This window comes from Streptococcus sp. C150, from assembly GCF_000187445.1.
GTDB lineage: Bacteria > Bacillota > Bacilli > Lactobacillales > Streptococcaceae > Streptococcus > Streptococcus raffinosi.
The window spans coordinates 935,529-957,499 of record NZ_GL698449.1; the positions used below are offsets into that span (position 1 = coordinate 935,529).

The 21,971-nt window shown below is 39.9% G+C and carries 21 protein-coding genes, 2 pseudogenes and 1 riboswitch; of the genes and pseudogenes, 11 read left to right on the forward strand and 12 right to left on the reverse strand.

Annotated features, from left to right (window positions below; translation table 11 throughout):
* Positions 1-116 precede the first annotated feature (116 nt).
* The 7 genes from HMPREF0848_RS04355 to HMPREF0848_RS04385 form a co-directional block, all read right to left on the reverse strand.
* Positions 117-1,193: an aspartate-semialdehyde dehydrogenase gene (locus tag HMPREF0848_RS04355; RefSeq protein WP_008534887.1), complete on the reverse strand. Its 1,077-nt coding sequence runs from the start codon at positions 1,191-1,193 to the stop codon at positions 117-119.
* A 280-nt stretch (positions 1,194-1,473) separates the two neighbouring features.
* Entirely contained in the window at positions 1,474-2,388 is a 915-nt protein-coding gene (locus tag HMPREF0848_RS04360) for a hypothetical protein (RefSeq protein ID WP_008534889.1), read from the reverse strand.
* Between the two features lie 69 nt (positions 2,389-2,457).
* Positions 2,458-4,032: a cardiolipin synthase gene (gene cls, locus HMPREF0848_RS04365; RefSeq protein ID WP_008534890.1), complete on the reverse strand. Its 1,575-nt coding sequence runs from the start codon at positions 4,030-4,032 to the stop codon at positions 2,458-2,460.
* 130 nt (positions 4,033-4,162) lie between these two features.
* Positions 4,163-4,678: a GNAT family N-acetyltransferase gene (locus HMPREF0848_RS04370; RefSeq protein WP_037608927.1), complete on the reverse strand. Its 516-nt coding sequence runs from the start codon at positions 4,676-4,678 to the stop codon at positions 4,163-4,165.
* An 80-nt stretch (positions 4,679-4,758) separates the two neighbouring features.
* Positions 4,759-6,309 (reverse strand): cardiolipin synthase, encoded by a 1,551-nt coding sequence (cls, locus tag HMPREF0848_RS04375; protein ID WP_198003211.1) that lies wholly within the window; start codon positions 6,307-6,309, stop codon positions 4,759-4,761.
* 86 nt (positions 6,310-6,395) lie between these two features.
* Positions 6,396-8,183: an excinuclease ABC subunit UvrC gene (uvrC, locus tag HMPREF0848_RS04380; RefSeq protein ID WP_008534895.1), complete on the reverse strand. Its 1,788-nt coding sequence runs from the start codon at positions 8,181-8,183 to the stop codon at positions 6,396-6,398.
* Between the two features lie 350 nt (positions 8,184-8,533).
* Complete coding sequence (locus HMPREF0848_RS04385; RefSeq protein WP_008534897.1) at positions 8,534-9,229, reverse strand: YjjG family noncanonical pyrimidine nucleotidase; 696 nt, start codon at positions 9,227-9,229, stop codon at positions 8,534-8,536.
* A 191-nt stretch (positions 9,230-9,420) separates the two neighbouring features.
* Here HMPREF0848_RS04385 and HMPREF0848_RS04390 point away from each other — a divergent pair, with 191 nt between their 5' ends.
* The 8 genes from HMPREF0848_RS04390 to thiE all read left to right on the forward strand — a co-directional run bounded on the left by HMPREF0848_RS04390 (position 9,421) and on the right by thiE (position 15,736).
* Entirely contained in the window at positions 9,421-9,963 is a 543-nt protein-coding gene (locus HMPREF0848_RS04390; protein ID WP_037608929.1) for a biotin transporter BioY, read from the forward strand.
* A gap of 275 nt (positions 9,964-10,238) precedes the next feature.
* A riboswitch (TPP riboswitch) is annotated at positions 10,239-10,327 on the forward strand.
* Between the two features lie 151 nt (positions 10,328-10,478).
* Positions 10,479-11,039 carry an ECF transporter S component gene (locus HMPREF0848_RS04395; protein ID WP_008534899.1) on the forward strand — a complete coding sequence of 187 codons (561 nt, stop codon included), beginning with the start codon at positions 10,479-10,481 and terminating at the stop codon, positions 11,037-11,039.
* Positions 11,040-12,425, forward strand: coding sequence for an ATP-binding cassette domain-containing protein (locus HMPREF0848_RS04400; RefSeq protein ID WP_008534900.1), 1,386 nt, complete (start codon positions 11,040-11,042; stop codon positions 12,423-12,425).
* A gap of 1 nt (position 12,426) precedes the next feature.
* On the forward strand, positions 12,427-13,077 hold the full coding sequence (locus HMPREF0848_RS04405) for an energy-coupling factor transporter transmembrane component T (protein ID WP_008534901.1): 651 nt from the start codon (positions 12,427-12,429) through the stop codon (positions 13,075-13,077).
* A gap of 10 nt (positions 13,078-13,087) precedes the next feature.
* Entirely contained in the window at positions 13,088-13,777 is a 690-nt protein-coding gene (gene tenA / locus HMPREF0848_RS04410) for a thiaminase II (protein ID WP_008534902.1), read from the forward strand.
* Between the two features lie 6 nt (positions 13,778-13,783).
* Positions 13,784-14,308 carry an energy coupling factor transporter S component ThiW gene (gene thiW, locus HMPREF0848_RS04415; protein WP_008534903.1) on the forward strand — a complete coding sequence of 175 codons (525 nt, stop codon included), beginning with the start codon at positions 13,784-13,786 and terminating at the stop codon, positions 14,306-14,308.
* A complete protein-coding gene (locus HMPREF0848_RS04420) occupies positions 14,308-15,111 on the forward strand; it encodes a hydroxyethylthiazole kinase (RefSeq protein ID WP_008534904.1) in 804 nt (267 codons plus the stop codon). Before thiW ends, HMPREF0848_RS04420 begins: the two co-directional genes overlap by 1 nt.
* Positions 15,104-15,736 (forward strand): thiamine phosphate synthase, encoded by a 633-nt coding sequence (gene thiE, locus HMPREF0848_RS04425; RefSeq protein ID WP_008534905.1) that lies wholly within the window; start codon positions 15,104-15,106, stop codon positions 15,734-15,736. Before HMPREF0848_RS04420 ends, thiE begins: the two co-directional genes overlap by 8 nt.
* Before the next feature lie 185 nt (positions 15,737-15,921).
* Here the strand turns inward: thiE and thiD are convergent, their stop codons facing one another.
* On the reverse strand, positions 15,922-16,713 hold the full coding sequence (gene thiD, locus HMPREF0848_RS04430; protein ID WP_008534906.1) for a bifunctional hydroxymethylpyrimidine kinase/phosphomethylpyrimidine kinase: 792 nt from the start codon (positions 16,711-16,713) through the stop codon (positions 15,922-15,924).
* Between the two features lie 479 nt (positions 16,714-17,192).
* Between thiD and sdaAB the strand changes: the two genes are divergently transcribed.
* The 3 genes and pseudogenes from sdaAB to HMPREF0848_RS10840 all read left to right on the forward strand — a co-directional run.
* Positions 17,193-17,864, forward strand: coding sequence for an L-serine ammonia-lyase, iron-sulfur-dependent subunit beta (sdaAB, locus tag HMPREF0848_RS04435; protein WP_008534907.1), 672 nt, complete (start codon positions 17,193-17,195; stop codon positions 17,862-17,864).
* 12 nt (positions 17,865-17,876) lie between these two features.
* Positions 17,877-18,746, forward strand: coding sequence for an L-serine ammonia-lyase, iron-sulfur-dependent, subunit alpha (sdaAA, locus tag HMPREF0848_RS04440; protein ID WP_008534908.1), 870 nt, complete (start codon positions 17,877-17,879; stop codon positions 18,744-18,746).
* Between the two features lie 224 nt (positions 18,747-18,970).
* Positions 18,971-19,096 (forward strand): annotated as a pseudogene (locus HMPREF0848_RS10840) (helix-turn-helix domain-containing protein); the annotation flags it as partial.
* Positions 19,097-19,209: 113 nt separating this feature from the next.
* On the opposite strand, the gene HMPREF0848_RS04445 reads toward HMPREF0848_RS10840, so the two are convergent.
* From HMPREF0848_RS04445 to HMPREF0848_RS04460, 4 genes and pseudogenes are all read right to left on the reverse strand, one after another.
* Complete coding sequence (locus HMPREF0848_RS04445) at positions 19,210-20,082, reverse strand: hypothetical protein (RefSeq protein WP_008534909.1); 873 nt, start codon at positions 20,080-20,082, stop codon at positions 19,210-19,212.
* A gap of 372 nt (positions 20,083-20,454) precedes the next feature.
* Complete coding sequence (locus tag HMPREF0848_RS04450) at positions 20,455-20,916, reverse strand: GNAT family N-acetyltransferase (RefSeq protein WP_008534911.1); 462 nt, start codon at positions 20,914-20,916, stop codon at positions 20,455-20,457.
* A gap of 38 nt (positions 20,917-20,954) precedes the next feature.
* Positions 20,955-21,125, reverse strand: a pseudogene (locus HMPREF0848_RS04455) (ABC-2 family transporter protein); the annotation flags it as partial.
* Positions 21,126-21,399: 274 nt separating this feature from the next.
* Entirely contained in the window at positions 21,400-21,915 is a 516-nt protein-coding gene (locus tag HMPREF0848_RS04460) for a DUF3592 domain-containing protein (RefSeq protein ID WP_037608932.1), read from the reverse strand.
* Positions 21,916-21,971: the final 56 nt, after the last annotated feature.

A 21,971-nucleotide genomic window follows, 5' to 3' on the forward strand; every position in this document is an offset into this window, starting at 1 on the left:
GGCGCAGTGGTTGATTGGAACTACTCATGTTTGCAACATTCGTACTTCCTAATCAACTGTGCGGGGGTAAAACTACGAAATCAAACTCTTCGAGTTACTGATTTCTGTTTTACTCCCTATTTCAATTCAAATTTCAATTCTGATGTTGGATGAACCAAACCACGTTCGTGAAGGGTTTCTGCGATTTGGACTGAGTTCCAAGCAGCACCTTTAAGGAGGTTATCTGAAACAACCCACATGTGGATACCTTTTTCAGCATCCAAATCTTTACGGATACGTCCAACAAAAGTATCACGTGAACCTACAGCGTTAACAGCTTGTGGGTAAACTTGGTTAGCAACGTCGTCTTCAAGAACAGCACCTGGGAAGGCTGCAATCGCAGCTTTCACTTCGTCAATTGGTGCCACTTCTTTTGTTTCAATATAGACTGACTCTGAGTGAGCTGACAAGACTGGAATACGCACACAGGTTGCTGATACAGCAATGCTGTCGTCTTCCATGATTTTCTTAGTTTCGTTTGTCATCTTCATTTCTTCGTAAGTATAGTCGTTTTCTGTGAAGACGTCAATTTGAGCCAAAGCGTTGAAGGCGATTGGGTAGTGTTTCTTATCGCCACCACATGGCAAGATGTTGGCTTTAACATCACGTGGATTAACGCCATCATTCAATACTTCTTTCAACTCACGTTGGGTTTCAATAATAGCTCCCATACCTGCACCTGAAACAGCTTGATAAGTTGACACGATGACACGGTCCAAGCCCCATTTTTGACGAACTGGTTCAAGGGCAACCATCATTTGAATGGTTGAACAGTTAGGGCAGGCGATAATACCGTTGTGGGCATCAAGCGCATGTGCATTGACTTCAGGCACAACCAATGGTACGTCTGGATTTTGACGGAAGTAAGATGTGTTATCAACAACTACTGCACCTGCTTTAACAGCGTAAGGTGCATATTTGGCAGAGGTTGACCCACCAGCTGAGAAGAGGGCAATATCAACGCCTTCAAACACGTCTTCAGTCGTTTCCTCAATAGTCACATCTTGACCTTTGAACTGCAAAACTTTTCCTGCAGAACGTGCAGACGCAAGGTAGCGAACCTTATCAATTGGAAGTGTTGATTCTTCCAACATTTTGATCATTTGAGCACCTACGGCACCTGTAGCACCGACAACAGCAACTGTGTATCCCATAGTTAAACCTCTTTCGGAATTTTCTATCAATTTAGTTTAGTGAATCTATTATACTACGTTTAAGTCCAGTTGAAAAGGGTAAAAAAGCCAAGAATAAAGAAAAATCCCCTACCAAACGGCAAGGGATAAGAGGCATCTTTCGATGAGAGTAGCAGGTTCACACAACTACTCAAGGTCCGCTCCTGCGTTACAATCTAATGTAGACCTCCTCAGCGCAAAAGGCTCCTAAGAGCCAATCGACTCATCGCATGTTTCTATTCTAGCATAATGGGCGACAGAGTCAAGCCATGAATTCCATTAAGGTATCGTATCTTAACCATCTGCCTTCTTTGCCATCATCATGACCATCTTTGTAGCCACGGAGGTAGGCTGTTTTCTCTGAAGTTGTTGTGAACTTACCAAGAAGAGTTGATTCCTTTGAATATGAATCATAATTATCGATGCCTTTTTCGGCATCCGCAAAGCCATCCTGGTAGCCCTTGGTATAAGCGTTATTATTGACTTTTGAATGATAGGAATTTCCATAGCGATGATAAGAGCGTCGACTCATATACATCCAGAACCAAGGATTACGGATGACATCTTGTCGGTAATAACGGTCACGGGTTTGATAGTCGTCATTATTGTCAAAAATACTTTTGGCCTGTTCATCCGAAAAATCATCATTTTGTTTGGAATACTTTTTGAGTGTCTCTTCATCACTTACTTTAGCACCCGATTGAAAGTTAGAGCGTTCAGTGTCATTTAGCTCAGGAGAAGACATCTGAGGCTTTGTGTAGCCTGAATTTGTATCCGATTTTGACTTGCTAGAACTATTACCAAAAGAAGACTGGCTTTCTGAATGGCTCTGACTGCTATTTGATTTAGAGCTAGTATCACTGTCCGTACCCGAACTATGCGAGCTACTAGAACTAGCGTAATTATCATGGTCACTACTTGACTTGTAGCTCTTACTGGCCCCACTATCAGACTTAAAACCTTTTCCTGAATCACTATCAGAATGATGTCCTTTGCTAGAACCAAAGCCTGATTTGGATCCGCTTCTGCTACCCCTGTTTGAAGAACGAGAGCCACCTCGTCTGCTACGTAGAGCGATGATGTTTTCAGAAGTTTCTTGAGCTTTAACTTCTTGTGCTGTTGTCAAAATTAGGCCTGACACCAAGGTCACACCTAAGAAAACCATTACTTTTTTCATTAAAAAATCCCCTTATTCATCTTATGGCCTTATTATACCACAGAAGAAAAGTCGGGGAAATCCGTAAAATTACATTAAAGGTCCTATCAGAGAAAAGAGATAGCCACCTAGACGATGGAACATAGGCATTTTAGATAAAGTTTCCAAAGTTACTTCCTCTGAGAGTGCCTGGGTTACTTCAAAATCTTGTTCAATCTTAAGCACTTCTAGATTTTTATAAAGATAAACCCCATTTTCAAAATTTTGATAGAGGCTACGGTAGTCTGTGTTAATGGTCCCAACCACAGCCTGTTTGGCATCCGAAACATAAATTTTAGCGTGAACAAAGCCTGGTGTATATCGGAAAATGCGAACGCCAGCATCTAACAAGGGTTTAAAGTAAGTCGTCGCAATATCAAAGGCATACTGCTTATCAGGAATCCCCGGCATAATGATACGTACATCTACACCTCGTCTAGCCGCAAAGGTCATGGCTCTGACGAGTTCGTCATCCAAAATCAGGTAAGGTGTCATAATATAAACGTAATCAGTGGATGTATTGAGAAGATGGAGGTAAACATTTTCTGCAACCTTGTGGTAGGTCAAAGGTGAATTGGCATAAGGGAGAACCAAACCCTGACTCTTGCTTTTTTGAGGTTTTTCTTGTAGATAGTGCTCCATATCTGTCTTGTCTTCTACTCCAGTCACCGTCCACATGGTCAAAAAGAGAACTTTTAGCGTTTGAACAGCTGAACCATCTAGGCGAAGGGCTGTGTCCTTCCAATGTCCAAAACGTTGACGTTTATTGACATATTCATCAGCAATATTAACGCCACCAGTATAAGCGACCTGACCATCAATCACTGTGATTTTTCGGTGGTCTCGGTAATTGTAATAGGTTGATAGGATGGGCTTGACTGGTGAGAAGGTCTGAGCTTTAATGCCAACCTTGTGCAGTCGCTTGATATAATCGTAGGACAAGGTGGTCATCTCATTCATCCCATCAAACATGACACGAACGTCCAGGCCTTCCTTAGCCTTTTCCTCCAAGATGGCTAAAATCTCTCCCCACATGACTCCTTCATCAATGATGAAATATTCCATAAAGATATAACGCTCTGCCTTTTTCAGATCCTCCAACAAGGCTGGAAGCATATCATCTCCAAGTGGGAAATAAGTCACTTCAGTATCTCTATAAATTGGAAAATGAGCAGGACTATGCTCCAGAAAATAAGCCAGTCTTTGCAGTTGCCTATCGCTATGAGAAAGATAGTCCTCAACCTCTAGCTCAGTAGCCAAATAGTCTGAAGCCTGAACTGTTGCTTCCACAAGACGCTTTTTCAAACGTCTAACACCAAAATCAGCGAGCGAAAAATAGAGCAAAGCTGTCCCAAAAATGGGAAAGAGGGCAATGATGATCAACCAAGAAAGTTTGGAACGGGAGTCCATGGAACGATTGAGCAAATAAAAAAGGGTAAAAACACTCAATAAGTGTTCCCATAAGATAATAGATGGGAAATGCTCTTGTAGGCTAATATATGAAAAGACAAGAAAGGCCAATTCCAGTAAGAAAAACAGGAAAATGGGTACCTTACGATTAAGTAGAATTTTAGCCCATTTAGACGGCTTCTGAGGCAATAGCCGGGCACTTATTTCTTGGGACATATAGGCTCCTTTAGAATGAAAAAATCGGCTTTGTATTCCGACCTCTTTCAGCAATTTATTAAGTCTTAGTGATATTCTAACATAGGTAAAAGGCATGAGCAATTAACCTGTATTATTGATAGCTAATAGCTCATTTTTCTATTTTTCTAACAGGACCATTTAAGGTCTTTTGCATCCAGACAATATCATGCCATTGCTCAAACTTGTAGCCCACTTTTGGAAAATGAGCAACTTGGACATAACCACGTTTTTCATGCATGGCGATACTAGCCTCATTTGGAACAGCTATACAGGCTAAGAAACGCAGAAAACCACGCTTTTTCAACTCTTTTTCAAGGGCATCGTAAAGTTGGCTTCCCAAACCTCGACCACGGGCATCTTCGTGCAAATAGATGGACAATTCAGTTGTCCAATTATAAGCTGTCCGGGCATAGTAGGTTGAAGCATAGGCATATCCCAGAACTTGCCCATTCTCTTCAGCGACCAGATAAGGATAATTTTCAAGGGTTTTATTGATACGATTCTCAAATTCTTGAACACTGGGAACCTCATATTCAAAGGTAATCGCTGTCTTTTCAACATAGGGGGCATAGATAGACTGAATTGCCTTCGCATCTGACAGCTTGACTGGACGAATGGTTAACATCATTTTCTCCTCTGACTTGATTATCTTTATTGTAACCTATCAAAAAAGAGGGTTCAACCCTCTTTTAACAAGCTATGTCACTACATCAATGGTGCGACTAATTTTGCCAGTAAGCCCAAGGCCTTTTGATAGAAAGGAAGATTTTCGACATCAGCGACAGTCACTTGGTGACACTTGGCTTTTGTTGCTTGGAAATCTTCTTCAATCGCTAGAACTGAATCAGTCCTATAGAGATAGGTCGCACACTCAAAGTGGTGATAAAGGCTACGATAATCCAAATTAATGGTTCCAACGGTTGCCCTACTATTGTCACTGACAAAGACCTTAGCATGAACAAATCCTGGGGTGTACTCATAAATTTTAACACCAGATTCCAAAAGTGTTGGGTAGTAGGTCTTAGCCAAGTAGTAGACTGTCCTTTTATCAGGAATGCCTGGCATGATGATGCTGACATCTACGCCCCGCTCTGCCGCAAACTTCAAAGCATGGAGTAATTCACCATCCAAAATGAGATAAGGTGTCATGATATGAACAAAATCACGCGCATGGTTAAGAATGTCGATATAGACATTCTCACCAACCTTATCCTTGTCCAATGGAATATCTCCATAAGGAACAACAAAGCCAGGGGTATCAAAGGCCTCATGTTCAACCATATAGGGCGTCACATCTAACCTTTCGTTAGAATAGGTCCACATCTGCAGAAAGATGACTAAGAAAGTATCAACTGCCGGACCCTCCACCATGAGTGCAGTGTCTTTCCAATGACCAAAACGCTCAATCTTATTGATGTATTCGTCAGCAAGATTAACGCCACCTGTGAAGGCGACCTTACCATCAATCAGCAAGATTTTCCTGTGGTCACGGTAATTGTAATAGGTTGACAGAAAAGGGGTAACCGACGCAAAAACACGAGATTGAATCCCAATTTTTTCCAATCGTTTCTTATAGTCGAAACTCAAGGTTGAAAATTCAATCATGCCGTCATACATGACACGCACTTCCACCCCTTCTTGAACCTTTTGTTTCAAGATGGCTAGGATTTCGCCCCACATATCACCCTCGTCAATGATGAAATATTCCAAGAAAATATACTTCTCAGCCTTTAAGAGCTGCTTTTTCATTTCCTCGAACTTGGCTTCACCACTTGGAAAATAGGTGGTCTTCGTGTGACGATAGACCGGAAAATGCCCATTCACATTTTCAAGATATTGAACCAGATTATAGTTGCTGGTGTGACGCTGTTTAAGCTCTTCAAGAGCCTGCTCATCCTGTTTTAAAATACCAGAACTACGGTCAATATTGCTCTGAATGGCCCCCTTCATCCCTCTATAGCCCAAATCAAGTTTCGTATAGGCCAAAAGGAGGGTTCCGATAATAGGAAAAGGCAAGACTATCAGGAGCCATGTATTAACAGCCGTCGACTCCATATCACTTTGAAAGAGATAGATAATGGCTAGGATACGAAGGACCACCTCTGTTACCTGAAGATGGACCCTGTATTGGTGCAACCACAAGTAAGACATGGTCACAACAACAAGCTGTAGCAAGATGATTAAGAGGATAATCGTGGCACGACTAAAGATACCACGAAGAAGGCCTCGGCGTCCTTTATCTAGAAGACGTTCAATTTTAGCTTCGTTCTTGATAGCATGACTCCTTTCTTTTTTAATTATTCTTATTATAACAAAAAATGAGCTTAATTCATTAAGTTTCTTTAATTGTTATCATCATTCAATTTGTCTAACAGAGCCTGTGCTACTTTTTCTGGAATGCCAAGGGCATGGATATCCTCGACAGTAGCTTTTTGGATAGCTGTCATAGACTTGAAGTGTTTGAGAAGTTTTTGTTTACGTTTAGGCCCAAGACCCTCCACCCCATCGAGTTTAGAGCTAAAGCTATTCTTACTACGAACTTGGCGGTGGAAGGTGATGGCAAATCGGTGGACTTCATCCTGAATGCGGTGAAGGAGGAAAAATTCCTCGGATTGACGTGGCAAATCAATAACCTGCAAGGGATCCCCAAAGAGCAATTCGTTGGTTTGGTGCTTGTCATTTTTCTGAAGACCCGCAACTGGAATAGAGAGATTGAGTTCCTTGCGAAGCACATCCTTGGCGACATTGACCTGACCTTGACCACCATCCATGATAATGAGGTCTGGTGGCGTTAAACCGTCACGTTTGACACGACTATAGCGACGACGAATAACCTCACGCATACTAGCATAATCATCAGGCCCTTGAACCGTCTTAATCTTGTATTTGCGATACTCTTTTTTATTGGGTTTGCCATTTTCAAAGACAACCATGGCAGATACTGGGCTTGTTCCCATGATGTTAGAGTTATCAAAGGACTCGATACGGACCGGTGTCGGAATGCCCATGAGTTTGCCTAGATTTTCAACGGCTCCTTGAGTCTTAGCCAAGTCTTTTTCGAGGAGATCAAATTTTTGAGTCAGACTGACACGAGCATTTTTAGTCGCCAGATTAACCAACTGCTTCTTTTCTCCACGTTGAGGCTTGAAGACCTTAACTCCATCTCCAACCAGAGCTTCGACAGACTCCTGATCAATGTCCCCTGGAATGAAAATCTCCTTAGGCTTGAGATGACGACTATCCAGATAAAACTGCCCCATATAGGTCAGAAAATCCTCTTCGGCTTCATTATAATAGGGGAACATATTGACATCACGCTGAATGAGTTTTCCCTGACGGACAAAGAAAACCTGAACACACATCCACCCCTTGTCCACGTAGTAACCGAAGATATCACGATCCTGCATATCCTGACGAATAACCCTTTGCTTGGTCCTAAGCGTCGATACTGCCTCAATCAGGTCCCGATACTCCGCTGCCCGTTCAAACTCCATCTGGTCAGACATGTCCTTCATCTTGACCTTGAGCTGATTAACGATTTTGTTGTCGTGCCCATTTAGGAAATTCTTGACATCCTCAACCAAACCTTGCCAATAGTCCCTGGTAGTATGACAGATGGTGTGGGCATTACATTGTCCAATATGGTAATAGAAACAGACCTTATTGGCAGGATTTTTACATTTCTTAAAGGGGAAAATACGGTCCAAAAGTTTCTTGATTTCATTGGCAGCACCAGCATCTGGGTAGGGACCAAAGTAGAGACCTCCATCTTTCTTAACCTGACGGGTGATCAAAAGCCTTGGATAGAGCTCCTTGGTAATCTTGATAAATGGGTAAGATTTGTCATCCTTGAGGCGAATGTTAAATTTGGGCATATTCTCTTGGATGAGGTTAATTTCCAAAAGCAGGGCTTCAATATTAGACTCAGTTACGATAAATTCAAAGTCTGCAATCTCAGATACCAATAGCTCCGTCTTGGTATCATGGCTTCCTCGAAAATAACTACGGACACGATTTTTTAGATTTTTAGCCTTACCGACATAGATAATATTGCCGAATTTGTCCTTGTGGAGATAGCAACCTGGGTTGTCAGGAAGCAATTCCAACTTATGTTTAATCAGATCATTCATGCTCTCATTGTAGCAAAAAAAGAGCTGAAAAGCTCTCTAAAATTAAAGACAAATTTCTCTTTTGAGACTTTCCTAAGGTGATAACGGACGTCAGCGAACTCCTTCGAAGTTCCATGACTAAGTTTCGAGTCTAAGGTCTTCAAACTTCCAAACGCCTGAAAAAATTGTCATAGGCGTTTATATCACGGCGGAAAGTCTCGGTTTACAATCACTTCGTTCGCAAAAATTTATTATTCAAAGTCATTTGCAAACTAACTTTGTATATTACACAATCAAAAATGGTCTAACTACATTTTATGAAGATTTTTGAATCCATTAATCCCATAAATAGCAATAATATTGAAACAAAATTAATTGCTCAAAATGTTCAAAATGCCTTGGTAGTTTTTGACTTGATAGGTTGGAACAGCGGGTGTTTCATTTGCCAAACCTTTGGGATTAAACCAAATGCTATCAATTCCGGCATTATTAGCACCTTGAATATCAGCTGTCAAACTATCTCCAATCATAAGGGCTGCCTTTGGGTCAAAATTAGGGATATGGGCAGCTATTTTATCAAAAAAGTCTTTTGACGGTTTGTGTTCACCGACTTCGTCTGAGATGAAAACTGCATCAAAGAATGGTAATAGGCTTGAAGCCTGCAAACGACCACGTTGAATATAAGAAACACCATTGGTTGCGGCATAAATCTTGTAGCCACGTGACTTAACTTCAGCTATAAAGGCATGAGCCTGAGGCAACTCCTGCCCCTGTTGACTCAGAAACTCTTGATAACGCTCAGCCAAATAAGCACCATCAACTTCCCGACCAAAATGCTCAAAGAGACGTGAAAAACGGGTACGAAGCAATTCAGCTTTTGTAATCAAGCCATGATTCAAATCTTCCCACATGGCACGATTCATCGGAATATAGTAATCCTTGTAAGTCTTAATATCTTTTGGAGCTACTCCAGCCTCCTCAAGAAAAGAGGTTAAAGCAGTATCTTCAGCACCATTAAAATCAAGGAGGGTATGATCAAGGTCGAAAAATAGAAATTTGTATGGCAAGAGTAATATCCTTTCAGAATTCATTCTGACTTGATTATACCACAATCCCACAATCGTTGATATTCAGCTGACCAACCATTGAGACAACAAGGTGAATACCCGCCTACCACCACATTATCGATGAAAATATTGACATCAGAGGTGACTTTTTATAAAATGGTTAACAAAAAATATATAAGAGGTTAACATAAATGAACAAAACTTATTCCATAACCTTGATTGCACTAGGTGCTGCCTTAATCGTAGCTCTATCGCCATTTCAGATTGCTTTAGGACCTATTCCTATCACACTTCAAACATTGGTAATAGGCTTAATTGCTACATTGTATCGCCCTAAAGAAGCAACCCTTTCCGTTTTACTTTACCTTTTATTAGGAGCAATTGGTCTACCAGTTTTCTCTGGTGGCAATGGTGGTCTTCACGCCTTTATTGGACCAACTGGTGGATTTTTACTTTTCTTCCCACTAAGAGCATTAGTCACATCACTTATTGCAAATCGTAAGAAAAGCCTAATACAAATTTTCATCGCAAACTTTTTAGGTGAAGTGGTCCTTTTCATCGGAGGTGCCATTGGCTTTATAATTTTCACTCACTCTCCTATCCCAACTACTCTAAAATTGGTAGTCCTACCATTTGTACTACCAGACCTCATCAAAATTACCCTAACAACACTATTTAGTCTCTTGTTACTAAAAGCACTTCAATCTCAGTCTTACTTTAAAATTGAAAAATAGCTAAAAATACCACTCAGTCTGAAGGTATTTCGTAAAGAAATGATTCAGATTGGGTGGGTTTAATTTTAGGCATTATTACTTTATTTACGATAGAACCTGTACTACTCTATATTTTTGAATTGCTCTAGACTCAGGATAAACAAGTCTGCTTCTGTGACGATGTCTTTATATCTCTAAAAAAGTGCTTTCTAACAAACTTTCTATTCATAACCTAGTCATTCTGGCTCTTGAAAATATCAGAATTTTCTGTTATAATGAAGACCTAATAAAAATAGTAAAGACATTTGGGGTGCTTTAGGCTGAGATGATACCCATTGAACCTGCTACAGTTAATACTGGCGAAGGGAAATGTGAAAAGGTTTTTTTCGTGTGTCGAAAAGAACTGTCTAATCTTATAAGCAAAACTCTAATTCTTGATTGTAATTGGAGTTTTTTAATTTTTACCAGATAGACTAGATGTAGAGTTTTGTGGTAAGTCTTTCTTAAATGCCCAACTGTCTTAAAAAGGAGTTTTTATGTTTAAAAAATGGCGTTTAAAAGATGTTATCTTACTTGCTTTCTTGTCTATCTTTTTTGGTGGTGTTTTTATAGGTTCAGGATATCTATTTGATGTTCTCACTATCATTTTGACACCTTTAGGATTGCAGGCTTTTGCCAACGAAATATTATTTGGTCTTTGGTGTATGGCTGCACCTATTACTGCTATTTTCATCCCACGAATCGGTAGTGCAACTATTGGAGAAGTTTTAGCTGCCCTTGCTGAAGTCCTTTATGGTAGTCAATTCGGTTTAGGAGCTCTATTATCCGGTTTGGTTCAAGGCTTAGGAAGTGAATTCGGCTTTCTTATCACCAAGAATCGTTATGAAAGTTGGCTTTCACTGACCGCTAATAGTATTGGAATTACACTCTTTAGCTTTGTCTATGAATACATTAAGTTAGGTTACTATGCCTTTTCTCTTCCCTTCGTATTATCCTTGCTTTTGGTACGATTTGCATCAGTATTTTTCTTCTGTGCGATTCTAGTTCGTACTACGGTCAAACTTTACCATCGGTTTTCCTCTAGGAGTAAAGCATAGATGGGAGTAGAATTAAAGGGGATTGTCTATCCCTCTTTCACAAAGCCGATTGACTTTACATTTCAGTCCCAAGCTTTTACTTTGTTGGTTGGGAAAAGTGGTTCGGGTAAATCAACCCTTTTTCAAATTATTGCCCAACTCAGTCCAGTGCCATATAGTGGTCAGATTCTTATCGATGGAATTGATATGAGACAACTTTCTGTAGCAGAACGTGTCCAATTAGTCGGTATCCTATTTCAAAACCCCCATCATCAATTTACCATGGAGACCTTGTTTGAGGAATTGGTCTTTTCCTTAGAAAATATTGCTTATCCAATTCAAGAGATTGATTCTAAAATAGAGGAAGTTGTGGAAAAATGTAGCAGCCAAAAAATTCTCCACCGTCCGATTCACCAATTGTCAGGGGGAGAAAAACAGAAAGCGGCCCTAGCAGTACTCTTTGCCATGAATCCTAGTGTCTATCTTTTAGACGAACCCTTTGCATCTATTGATCGTAAAAGTCGGCTTGAGATACTTGGGATTTTGAAGGAACTGGTTGAAGCAGGTAAAACGATTATTCTCTGTGATCATGATTTATCCGACTATGAAGCCTATATCGACCATATGGTTGAACTAAGAGACGACGAAATCAAAAAAATATTCAAAATCCCTTCCTCTGAAACTAGAGAAGTTTTTTCAAAGAAAGTCGGCTATAGTCAGGATCTTTTTCATATGGATCAAATGACCTGTAGCCTAAATAATTCTCCTCTCTTTTCCATTGCTGATTTTACATTCTATGAAGGGATTTCCTGTATCCTAGGGGATAATGGTGTTGGGAAATCAACCCTCTTTCGTTCCATTCTCCAATTTCAGAAGTATAAAGGGAAGATTCGTTGGAAGAATAGGCTATTAAAAAAGAAAAAAAGTCTATATGATGAGATAACGTATGTGGCACAAGAGGCGGATAAGCAGTTTATCAGAGCCAGTCTCAAAAAAGAGCTCCAGTTAGATGACCTAGATAGTGAGAACGATAAAAGAGTCAAGGAAATACTGCAATTGTTTGATTTGGAGAATTCCTTAGATAAGAGTCCCTATCAGTTAAGTGGGGGACAGCAAAAGATGGTTCAATTATTGACAATAATGACAAGTCAAGCTACTGTTGTCTTATTAGATGAACCGTTTGCAGGTTTGGACGATAGGGCTTGTGATTATGTTTGTAGGTGGATAAGGGAGGATAGTCAAAAAGGACGTAGCTTTTTAATTATTTCCCATCGTTTAGATCCGCTTGAGTCACTAGTTGATTACTGGATTGAAATGACATCTACAGGGTTAAAACATCTTAAAGAAGTTTCTATCACAAGGCCACTAAGATCTCTTGGTATAGAAGATAAAACGGAGGTGAGATAGAATGGTTAAAGTCCCCACTCAAACTCCGGTAACAATCCTCTTTTTACTACTTTTATCCTTGGAAACCTCCTTTGTTCCATCGGTTCCTCTCAATCTATCGGTTGCCTTCTTTTGCATCGTCTATATGTGCTTTTATCGCAAGTTTCATATGATGATTTGGATGGTTTTCTTGGCTATCCTACCAGGCTTTGCCAATTACTGGGCAGTTCATTTACATGGAGATGTTTCCCAAGCAGTTTTACTTGGAACCAGGGGTTTTGTGACAGTTTGTATAGGGATTGTATTTATCACAAGCATCTCACTAAAAGAATTACTCTTGTATTTGGCACAAATGGGATTGTCACGGTCTTGGGCCTATGCCTTGTTAGTGGTTTTCAATGCTTTTCCGCTGATTCAGAAAGAAATTAAATCCATAAAGGAGGCCTGTTTGTTACGAGGGCAAAAATTGCATTTTTGGTCCCCTTTGATTTATAGCAAGGTCTTGATTAGCGTCTTTAGATGGCGACATCTATACTTAAGAGCCTTATCAGCACATGGCTATGATGAAGATGCCATGATAGAAAAGTCCTATCGGAACTTCTATATTCCCAGACAGACAAAAATCATCTACCTACTTATCTATTTAACCCTTCAAATCAGTCTGTTTTTATAAAGGAGTTATTATGGAATTTACAGATATTGCTATGGAATTTTCTAGGGAGGCCTGGCTGGCTTCCTTTCAGCACCCTTTTATTTTAGAGTTACAAAAGGGAAATTTAGACCCATCCATTTTTCGCTATTACTTGATTCAGGATGCCTACTACTTAAATGCCTTTTCAAAAGCCTATGATCACTTAGCTAAAAAAACTTCAAAACAAGAAATGAGGAGACTTTTGAAACAAAATGCTCAGAGTTTAGTCGAAGGTGAGTTATTTATCCGTCAACAGTTTTTCAAGGAGTTGGGGATCAATGACAAGGAAATGGCAGAGCAGCCGATTGCTCCAACCTGCTACCATTATATTTCGCATATTTATCGTCAATTTGAGGAAGAGAACGTAGCCATTGCTTTTGCGAGCTTGCTCCCGTGCCCGTGGTTGTACCATGACATAGGTAAGGCACTTAATCTTAATCCTTCACCCGAAGCCCTTTACCAGAAGTGGATTGAAACTTATATTACAGATGAACTCGAACAGCAAATAAAAGAAGAGACTGAACTAGTCAATCAACTCTACAGGGAAAGTGATGAGCTAGATAAGAAAAAAATGCTCGAAGCCTTCCGAATTAGTGTTCATATGGAAGCACAGTTTTGGGAAATGGCCTACCAGCATCAAACATGGAAAAGCACCTTACAGGCTTTAGAAAAAGGAGAATAATGAAAAATGAAGACCAACCAATTACAAATTCATAAATTAACCGTTTTATCCATGATGATTGCACTTGATGTGGTCCTAACACCCATCTTCCGCATCGAAGGAATGGCACCTATGTCTAGTGTTGTGAATATTTTAGCAGGGACCATAATGGGACCAGTCTATGCTTTAGTCATGGCAACTGTGACAGCCTTTATCCGTATGACAACACAAGGAATTCCTCCCTTGGCCCTAACAGGAGCTACCTTTGGAGCTCTACTAGCAGGACTCTTTTACAAATATGGTAGAAAATTCTACTTTTCTGCCTTAGGAGAAATCATCGGTACAGGAATCATCGGCTCTATTGTTTCTTATCCTGTTATGGTATTGTTCACAGGGTCAGCTGCAAAACTCAGCTGGTTTATCTACACACCACGATTTATCGGAGCCACCTTGATCGGGACAGCCATAGCTTTTGTATCATTTCGATTTTTAATTACCCAGAAATTCTTTAAAAAGGTGCAAAGCTATTTCTTTGAAGAAAGGATTGACTGATGCATACCTTTCAAAATCCCTTCCCTCTATCTGAAAGTCATTTAATCCATTGTATCACTAATGAAATTTCCTGTGAGATGGTCGCTAATGCAATTTTGGCTCTGGGATCTAAGCCAGTAATGGCAGATGACTCCAGAGAGGTCCTTGATTTTACCAAGCAAAGTGCAGCTATCTTATTGAATTTAGGGCATTTGTCAGCTGACAAGGAGCGAGCGATTCTTAAGGTAGCATCCTTTGCATCCAAATCCTCGCTACCTATGGTTTTAGATGTGGTTGGCGTCTCTGCCTCTCCTATCCGCAAAACCTTAGCAATGGATATTTTGAAATATTCTCCAACCATTATTAAGGGAAATATGTCTGAAATTCGAAGTCTAGTGGGTTTGAAGCACCATGGAGTTGGAGTGGATGCCAGCCAGAAAGATCAAGAAACAGCAGATTTAGTGGGGGTCCTAAAAGACTGGTGTCAAGGCTATCCAACAAGTACATTCTTAGTTACTGGTCCTAAAGATCTCATTGTTTCAGCTAGTCAAGTTGCAATTTTGACCAATGGTTGTCTAGAACTGGACTGGATCACAGGGACAGGGGATCTTGTTGGCGCTCTAGCTACTGTCTTCCTAAGTTATGGGACCACAGCCTTCGAAGCATCTTGTCTCGCAGTGTCTTATCTGAATATAGCTGCAGAGAAAATTATAGACCAAGAAATGGGGCTAGAAGACTTTCGTTTTCAAACTCTTAATCAATTGTCCCTCTTAAAAAAGGATGCCAACTGGTTAGATGCAATCAAAGGAGACTATTATGCTTAAAGAAACACTTAGATTGTATCTGGTTACGAATCGCTACCAAGATTCACTTGAAACCTTCCTTAAAAAGGTTGAGCAAGCTTGTCAGTCAGGGGTTACCATGGTCCAGCTACGAGAAAAAAATCTCACAACCAATCAGTATTATGAACTTGCAAAAATAGTGAAACAAACTACCGATACCTACCAAGTTCCCTTGATTATCGATGATCGTTTGGATGTGTGCCTAGCTGTCGATGCTGCAGGACTGCATATCGGAGATGACGAACTCCCAGTTTCTGTAGCCAGACAAGTATTGGGTACAGAAAAAATACTAGGTGTAACTGCAAAAACAGTGAAAAGAGCACTCGAAGCAGAAGAATCTGGAGCAGATTACTTAGGAACAGGAGCAATTTTCCCCACAACAACCAAGGAAAACGCCCCAATTACCCTCATTTCTACCTTAAAGGACATCTGCCAAACAGTTAATATTCCAGTAGTAGCGATTGGAGGTTTAACTTGTGAAAATATCCATCAACTTTCTGGAACAGATATTGCTGGTATCGCAGTAGTTCGTGATTTGATGCAGGCTAGAGATATTGAAAAGAGAACCCAAGAATTTTTAATAAAATTAGATCAAATTATCCCCTAAGTAAGAGAGGCTGGGACAAAAGTCCTAGCCTCTCAATTGTTTTTGGATTGTCAAGCAAGACGCAGTGGTTGAGTGGGCTCTACTACGCTGATTTCATCAGCTTTTACAGCCCTACTCAACTGTGCGGAGGTGGGACGACGAAATCGAATTCTAACGAATTACCGATTTCTGTCCCACTCTCTTTTTTAATCTTTATAAGTTGTATGGTTAACAGGACCTGAACCATGCCCGAGTTCAGGGGCATCTTGGATAGCTCTTGTGATAAAAGCCTTGGCCTTATCTACTGCTTGATAAAGGCTTTTCCCTTTTGCGAGTTCAGCAGTGATAACTGCAGCAAAGGTGCAACCAGTACCATGGGTATGGCAAGTTTGAATTCGTGGACTTTCCCAGACAAATTCTTCATCCTTTGTGAAGAGGAAATCTTTGGCACCACCTTCGAGGTGTCCTCCTTTGATAACAACTGATTGAGGCCCAAATTCTTTTAGGATCAAATGCCCAGCCTTTTGCATATCTTCTTGGTTTTTGATAGAAAAGCCGACAATTTCTTCTGCTTCAGGAAGATTGGGTGTAATAATCGTTGCAAGAGGCAGCAAATTTGTTTTGAGATAGTCTCTTGCACTTGTATCAATTAAAGCGTCTCCACTAGTAGCTACCATCACATGATCAAGCACATAGGGACAATCAAGTTGCTTTAAGTAGGGTTGGATCATCTCCATGATTTTCGTAGTCGCAAGCATACCAGTTTTTACAGCTTGAGGGGAAATATCTGAAAAAACACTTTCCAATTGAGCTTTCAGCATTTGAGGAGAAACATGCTCTATTAATTGAACCCCCCTGGTATTTTGAGCAACTACGCTAGTAATTACAGCCATTCCATAAACATCTCTAGCTTGGAAAGATTTTAAATCAGCCATAATTCCGGCTCCTCCACTTGGATCGGTACCGGCAATGGTTAAAGCAACGGGTAAACTAGTCATTTTGCACCTCCCAATATACATTTTACGGCTAAGAAAGATTACAAATTAAAAATTTTGATTAAAGACTTTCTATATTCGACTAAAATAGTCTAACAGAGATAGTTCTCTGCTTTCTAATCCTCAGCTATATTCCTTTCCCTTTTATTATAGCATATTTTATAGGTATGCTTAATAGTGTTTGAGACCTGACTTCGGTAATGACGGAAGTGGGATAATTTCAGTTATGTAGCATGATTAATTTTCACCTATTTTCTTAAGATTTCTGTATTACTCCACCCAAAAAAGACGACCACATGGCCGCCCTCTCAGCTTTATGAAAATAAGTATGCTTACTTAACAGTTTTTCATTATACAGAACAAACCTTAAAGAAAGCTTAAAATACGCTTTTTATTTCCATTGAAGAGTATTTTAGTGAATGAACTAATCTTGCCAATTCGTGGTATACTGAGAATACAAGATTTATCAAACGAGGCGTACTATGAAAAATTTAAAATTTCAATCGGTTTTTGACATTATTGGTCCTGTCATGGTAGGTCCATCCTCTAGCCATACTGCTGGAGCGGTTAGAATTGGAAAAATTGTTTCAGCCATTTTTGGTGAGACTCCAACAGAAGTTGAATTTCAACTCTTTAATTCTTTTGCTAAAACCTATCGGGGGCATGGGACAGATGTGGCCCTTGTAGCTGGTATTTTGGGTATGGATACGGATGACCCTAACATTCCACACGCCTTAGACATTGCCTACGAGAAGGGCATTAAGATTTATTGGAAAATCAATAAACACAGTAATGCGCCACATCCCAACACCACTCGTATTACTCTAAAAAATGCTAGAAAAACTATTACGGCTACAGGTGTTTCCATAGGTGGAGGTAATATCCAAGTGACTGAGCTCAATGGTTTTGCGGTCAATCTGAAGATGAATACTCCTACACTCATCATTGTTCACCAAGATGTTCCAGGAATGATTGCCCTTGTGACTGATATTCTGTCTCGCTACGGTATCAATATCGCTCAGATGACTGTTACTCGGGAAAATGCAGGCGAAAAAGCCATCATGATTATCGAAATTGACTCGCACCAGTGTGATGAGGCTGTCACTGAGATTGCAAAAATTCCTCATTTACACAATGTTAACTTTTTCAGTTAAGAGGAGGCTTCCATGTTTTATACTATTGAAGAATTAGTTCAACAAGCTGACCATGATTACCAAGGTAATATCGCTGAACTCATGATTGCCACTGAAATCGAACTATCTGGACGTGACCGTTCTGAAATCTTGGCGCTCATGACCCGAAACCTTGAAGTGATGAAGCAATCTGTTCAGGATGGCCTATCTCCAGAAAAATCACCGACAGGCTTAACCGGTGGTGATGCTGCCAAATTAAACGCCTACATCAAAAAAGGAAAGACCTTGGCTGATTCAGCAGTTCTTGGAGCTGCCCGCAATGCCATGGCAGTCAACGAATCTAATGCCAAGATGGGCTTGGTGTGTGCGACACCAACGGCTGGTTCAGCAGGTTGTTTGCCAGCTGTACTCACAGTTGCTATCGAAAAACTAGGCTTGAGCGAGTCGCAGCAACTGGATTTTCTCTTCACGGCTGGAGCATTTGGGCTCGTTATCGCTAATAATGCCTCTATTTCTGGTGCAGAAGGGGGCTGCCAAGCCGAAGTTGGCTCTGCCTCTGCTATGGCCGCGGCGGCTATTACAATGGCTGCTGGTGGCACACCATTCCAAGCCAGTCAGGCTATCTGTTTTGTGCTAAAAAATATGTTGGGACTTATTTGTGACCCTGTAGCTGGCTTGGTAGAGGTACCTTGTGTTAAACGTAATGCCATGGGTGCAAGCTTTGCCCTAGTCGCTGCAGATATGGCTCTAGCAGGTATCACATCAGCTATTCCTGTCGATCAAGTCGTTAATGCTATGTATCAGGTCGGATCAGCCATGCCAACTGCCTTTCGTGAAACGGCTGAAGGTGGCTTAGCCGCAACTCCAAAAGGTAAGGCACTGGCAAAAGAAATCTTTGGGTAATTATTACCATAACCCCAAAAGCTTAGAAGCGTTCTCAAAGAATAACTTCTAAGCTTTTTCTTGTGAGATTGTACTTCCAAAATACGGACAATTCATCTGAACGGTTTGATACCATTAGTCAAAACTTAATCCAAGCCTGTCAGTAGGCTATTTCCAATAATACCAATGGTTACGATGGTAATCCCTAAGAATCCCAAAAGGCTAGGTAGAATATCTCCGAGAAATTTGAGAATAACGTAGAGAAGGCAACCAATCTCTATAATACAGCCACCGTACTAGCCGAAGCCTTCGGTGACCAAGTTTTCATCAAAAATCTTAAGATGGAAATGGAAAAAGATTTAAACATATAATAGAAAATATATCAGCAACATCTTAAATATTATTCATTCTAAATGTAATAACTACCAAAGAAGCATCTGAAGTTAAACTCAGATGCCTCTTTTATTATTTCAATTTTTTACTTTCAGCTGATATTATGCTTCTTCAAATACTTCTTCCCATACCATTCTTCTACTGACTTTCCTTCCCAGTCACGGTATTCTTCAGGATATTTCCATTTGTAGTAGGCATGGAGGTAGCATGGACATTCCATAAAAATCAGAAAAGCCATCATTATCAGATTGAAAATAATCCACATCCCTAAAAGTCCTACCCCCTCTACCAAGGTTGAAAAGGTTATAGGTAAACGTTTTAACAGAATATTCAAAATCACTGCAAAACCTAGAAGCCCTGCTCCAAAAGTCAGCAATTTTTTGAAAAGTCGATTGGGTAGGATAGGTACTGGATTGACACCATACATCAAGTTCTTGAGGCTACTGATTTCAAGCCTTAACATCAGTAATCCTGATAGTACAAGCAAAACAAAGATAAGAACCAGGAACCAATTTGTTAAGGTCGGCAGTGATACATCAATCGCTAGTAAATTAAATTCAAGCACTAACCAAATGAGGTATGTTAGAACATGGAAATGAGAACGATAAGGCAGTAAATAGGCTCGTTTAATACATTTGCCAATCAGTATGATAGAAATCCAGATTAAGAAAGAAACCACATAAACATCAGCTGTCAATAGAGGATATTTAGAAATAGGTAAGGTTAAATCTTTAGGATCCGAGTCATGAAAGGATAGTGAGGCAACTAGAATCATGAAATTGATAAAGATAGGGCCAACCAAAGTCAGCAAAAAACTATGAAAATGAAGTTTCATTGTAGGTTTTCCCTGCTTATAGTAGGCTTCCAACCTAGAGAAGACATCCTTGTTTTGATACTGAACAAGCCCGTCATCTTCGAGGTTGAGACTCTCTTCAAAACTTGCCTTAAAAATTGATTTTTTCATTTTTACCTTATCAATAATTCCTTGTGTTTTTTTTGTCACTTCCAATTAATCTCTATTTCGATTGGTTAAATCATAAAGAGCGAGACAGACCTTTTTAGTTTTCTCAGCTAGTGTAGAGTCTGTGTTTAACTGAGCCTCTAGCTATTCTCTGGACAAATCAGGATCTATCAGCACGATTGAACGAATGAGATAACTCTCAAAAAGTTCTTATATTTCTGCTTTAATTCCGTCTGACTGATTGCTTCTCTAGCATCCTTTATGACAGCATCAAAATCTCCTGATTTAGACTTTACGAGTGCCTTGCTCTACCAACTGAGCTAAATTGGCTAACACTTTTATAGTATGGCACTCTCAATTTTTTGTCAGGAAGTTTTAAACGATTTTCTTTATCAAAATCTGACAAGGATTTTGGGGATCCCATAGTTGAGGAAAAATCTCTAATTTTTTAAAACCAAGACTGCGATAAAAGACATTCGTTCGGTCATAATCCTTATTAGAACCTTCTGCCACTGTTTTTACCTGCAGATAGTCTACTTGTTTGCCTGCTTCACTTTCTAAAGTCGCAAGCAATTGACTCCCAATTCCTCTACCTTGATAAGCTTTTTTTACTCCGAGACAATCAATCTCTGCACACTCTTCACTAGAATAGGACAAGCTTACAAATCCAGTCAACTCACTCTCCTGATAGGCTACCCAAACTTGCAAATCTTTGGCTCCTTCGATGTAGGCTTGCGTGCTTTCTGGTATCCCAAACCATTCTGGCAAATCCTTTAAAACTTCAGCGACAACCGCCATTTTTTTATCTTCATCTTTGACTTCTTCAATTGTAAACATTATAGGTTCCTTTCTTGATTTTAGTCTTACTTTTTCTCTTACGAACCAGCACTTTCGTAGGCATCCAATCCCCTATCCCAGAGTTTGAGAGAAATGAAAAAGAAGGCAAGGAGAATCAGAATCAAACCACCGATGTTAAAGAGCTCATCCTTGCCCTGCAAGAAATAACTAGCAGGATAGTAAGCCGTAAAAGCAAATGGCACGATAAACTGATCAATCGGCAGTTTAATGGTGGTCAACTTCCTAGCACCATTTGCCCCGAGAAACCTTAGAATCTGCCCCTAAACATTCAAACATGATTTCTTATCTCCTAAAATCTGACATCTTTATCATAACAGAAGACCTCAATTTTACTCTATTATAAAGCAGTTAAAAAAGTAAACCAAGTGTTATTCTCACAAAAGAGAAAATAGTTTTGGTACTTGAAAAAACAAAAAATCTGTCTAAAAAAACAGACTCAGAATGTATGATATAAAGCATCTATCAGATTGCCATAGTCAAACAAATAATCGTGATGAAAATAAGCGTCAAAACCAATATCCAATAAGTAAATTTATAAACCTTCACAGCTCCACAAAAACGTTCGACATAGGATTCTTTGGGATTACCTGGATTGTACCAAACCGTCAGGGGTGATCCCAATGGAAAAAAATCCTTTGCGGTATATGGCACTGACGAATTGGTGTATATAACAAGTCTTTTCGCCAACAAGTCTGGATTAGAGGTGGCTTTGGAACTCTTCCAAGGAAGTGAAACTGTCGTGACCCACTCATACTCCAGACTTCTTCTATAAGCCTTGTCATTGACAACATATTCCACAACCGGAGCAATGGCATCAGTATAGTATCTATAACCAACAACGCTACCTTCTATACTCGTTGTGGACCTCTTTTTACGATTGAGTTCTTTGAGATACACATAGCGAAAAAGAATTATCAGTAAGGACAAAACAACGACACTTATGCACCAAGCCAAAAATAGAATCTGTAACTTAGACATGATTTTCCTCCTCAAAGATGATTTTTCCATGCTAGTCTTTGTATTTTGCTCACTTG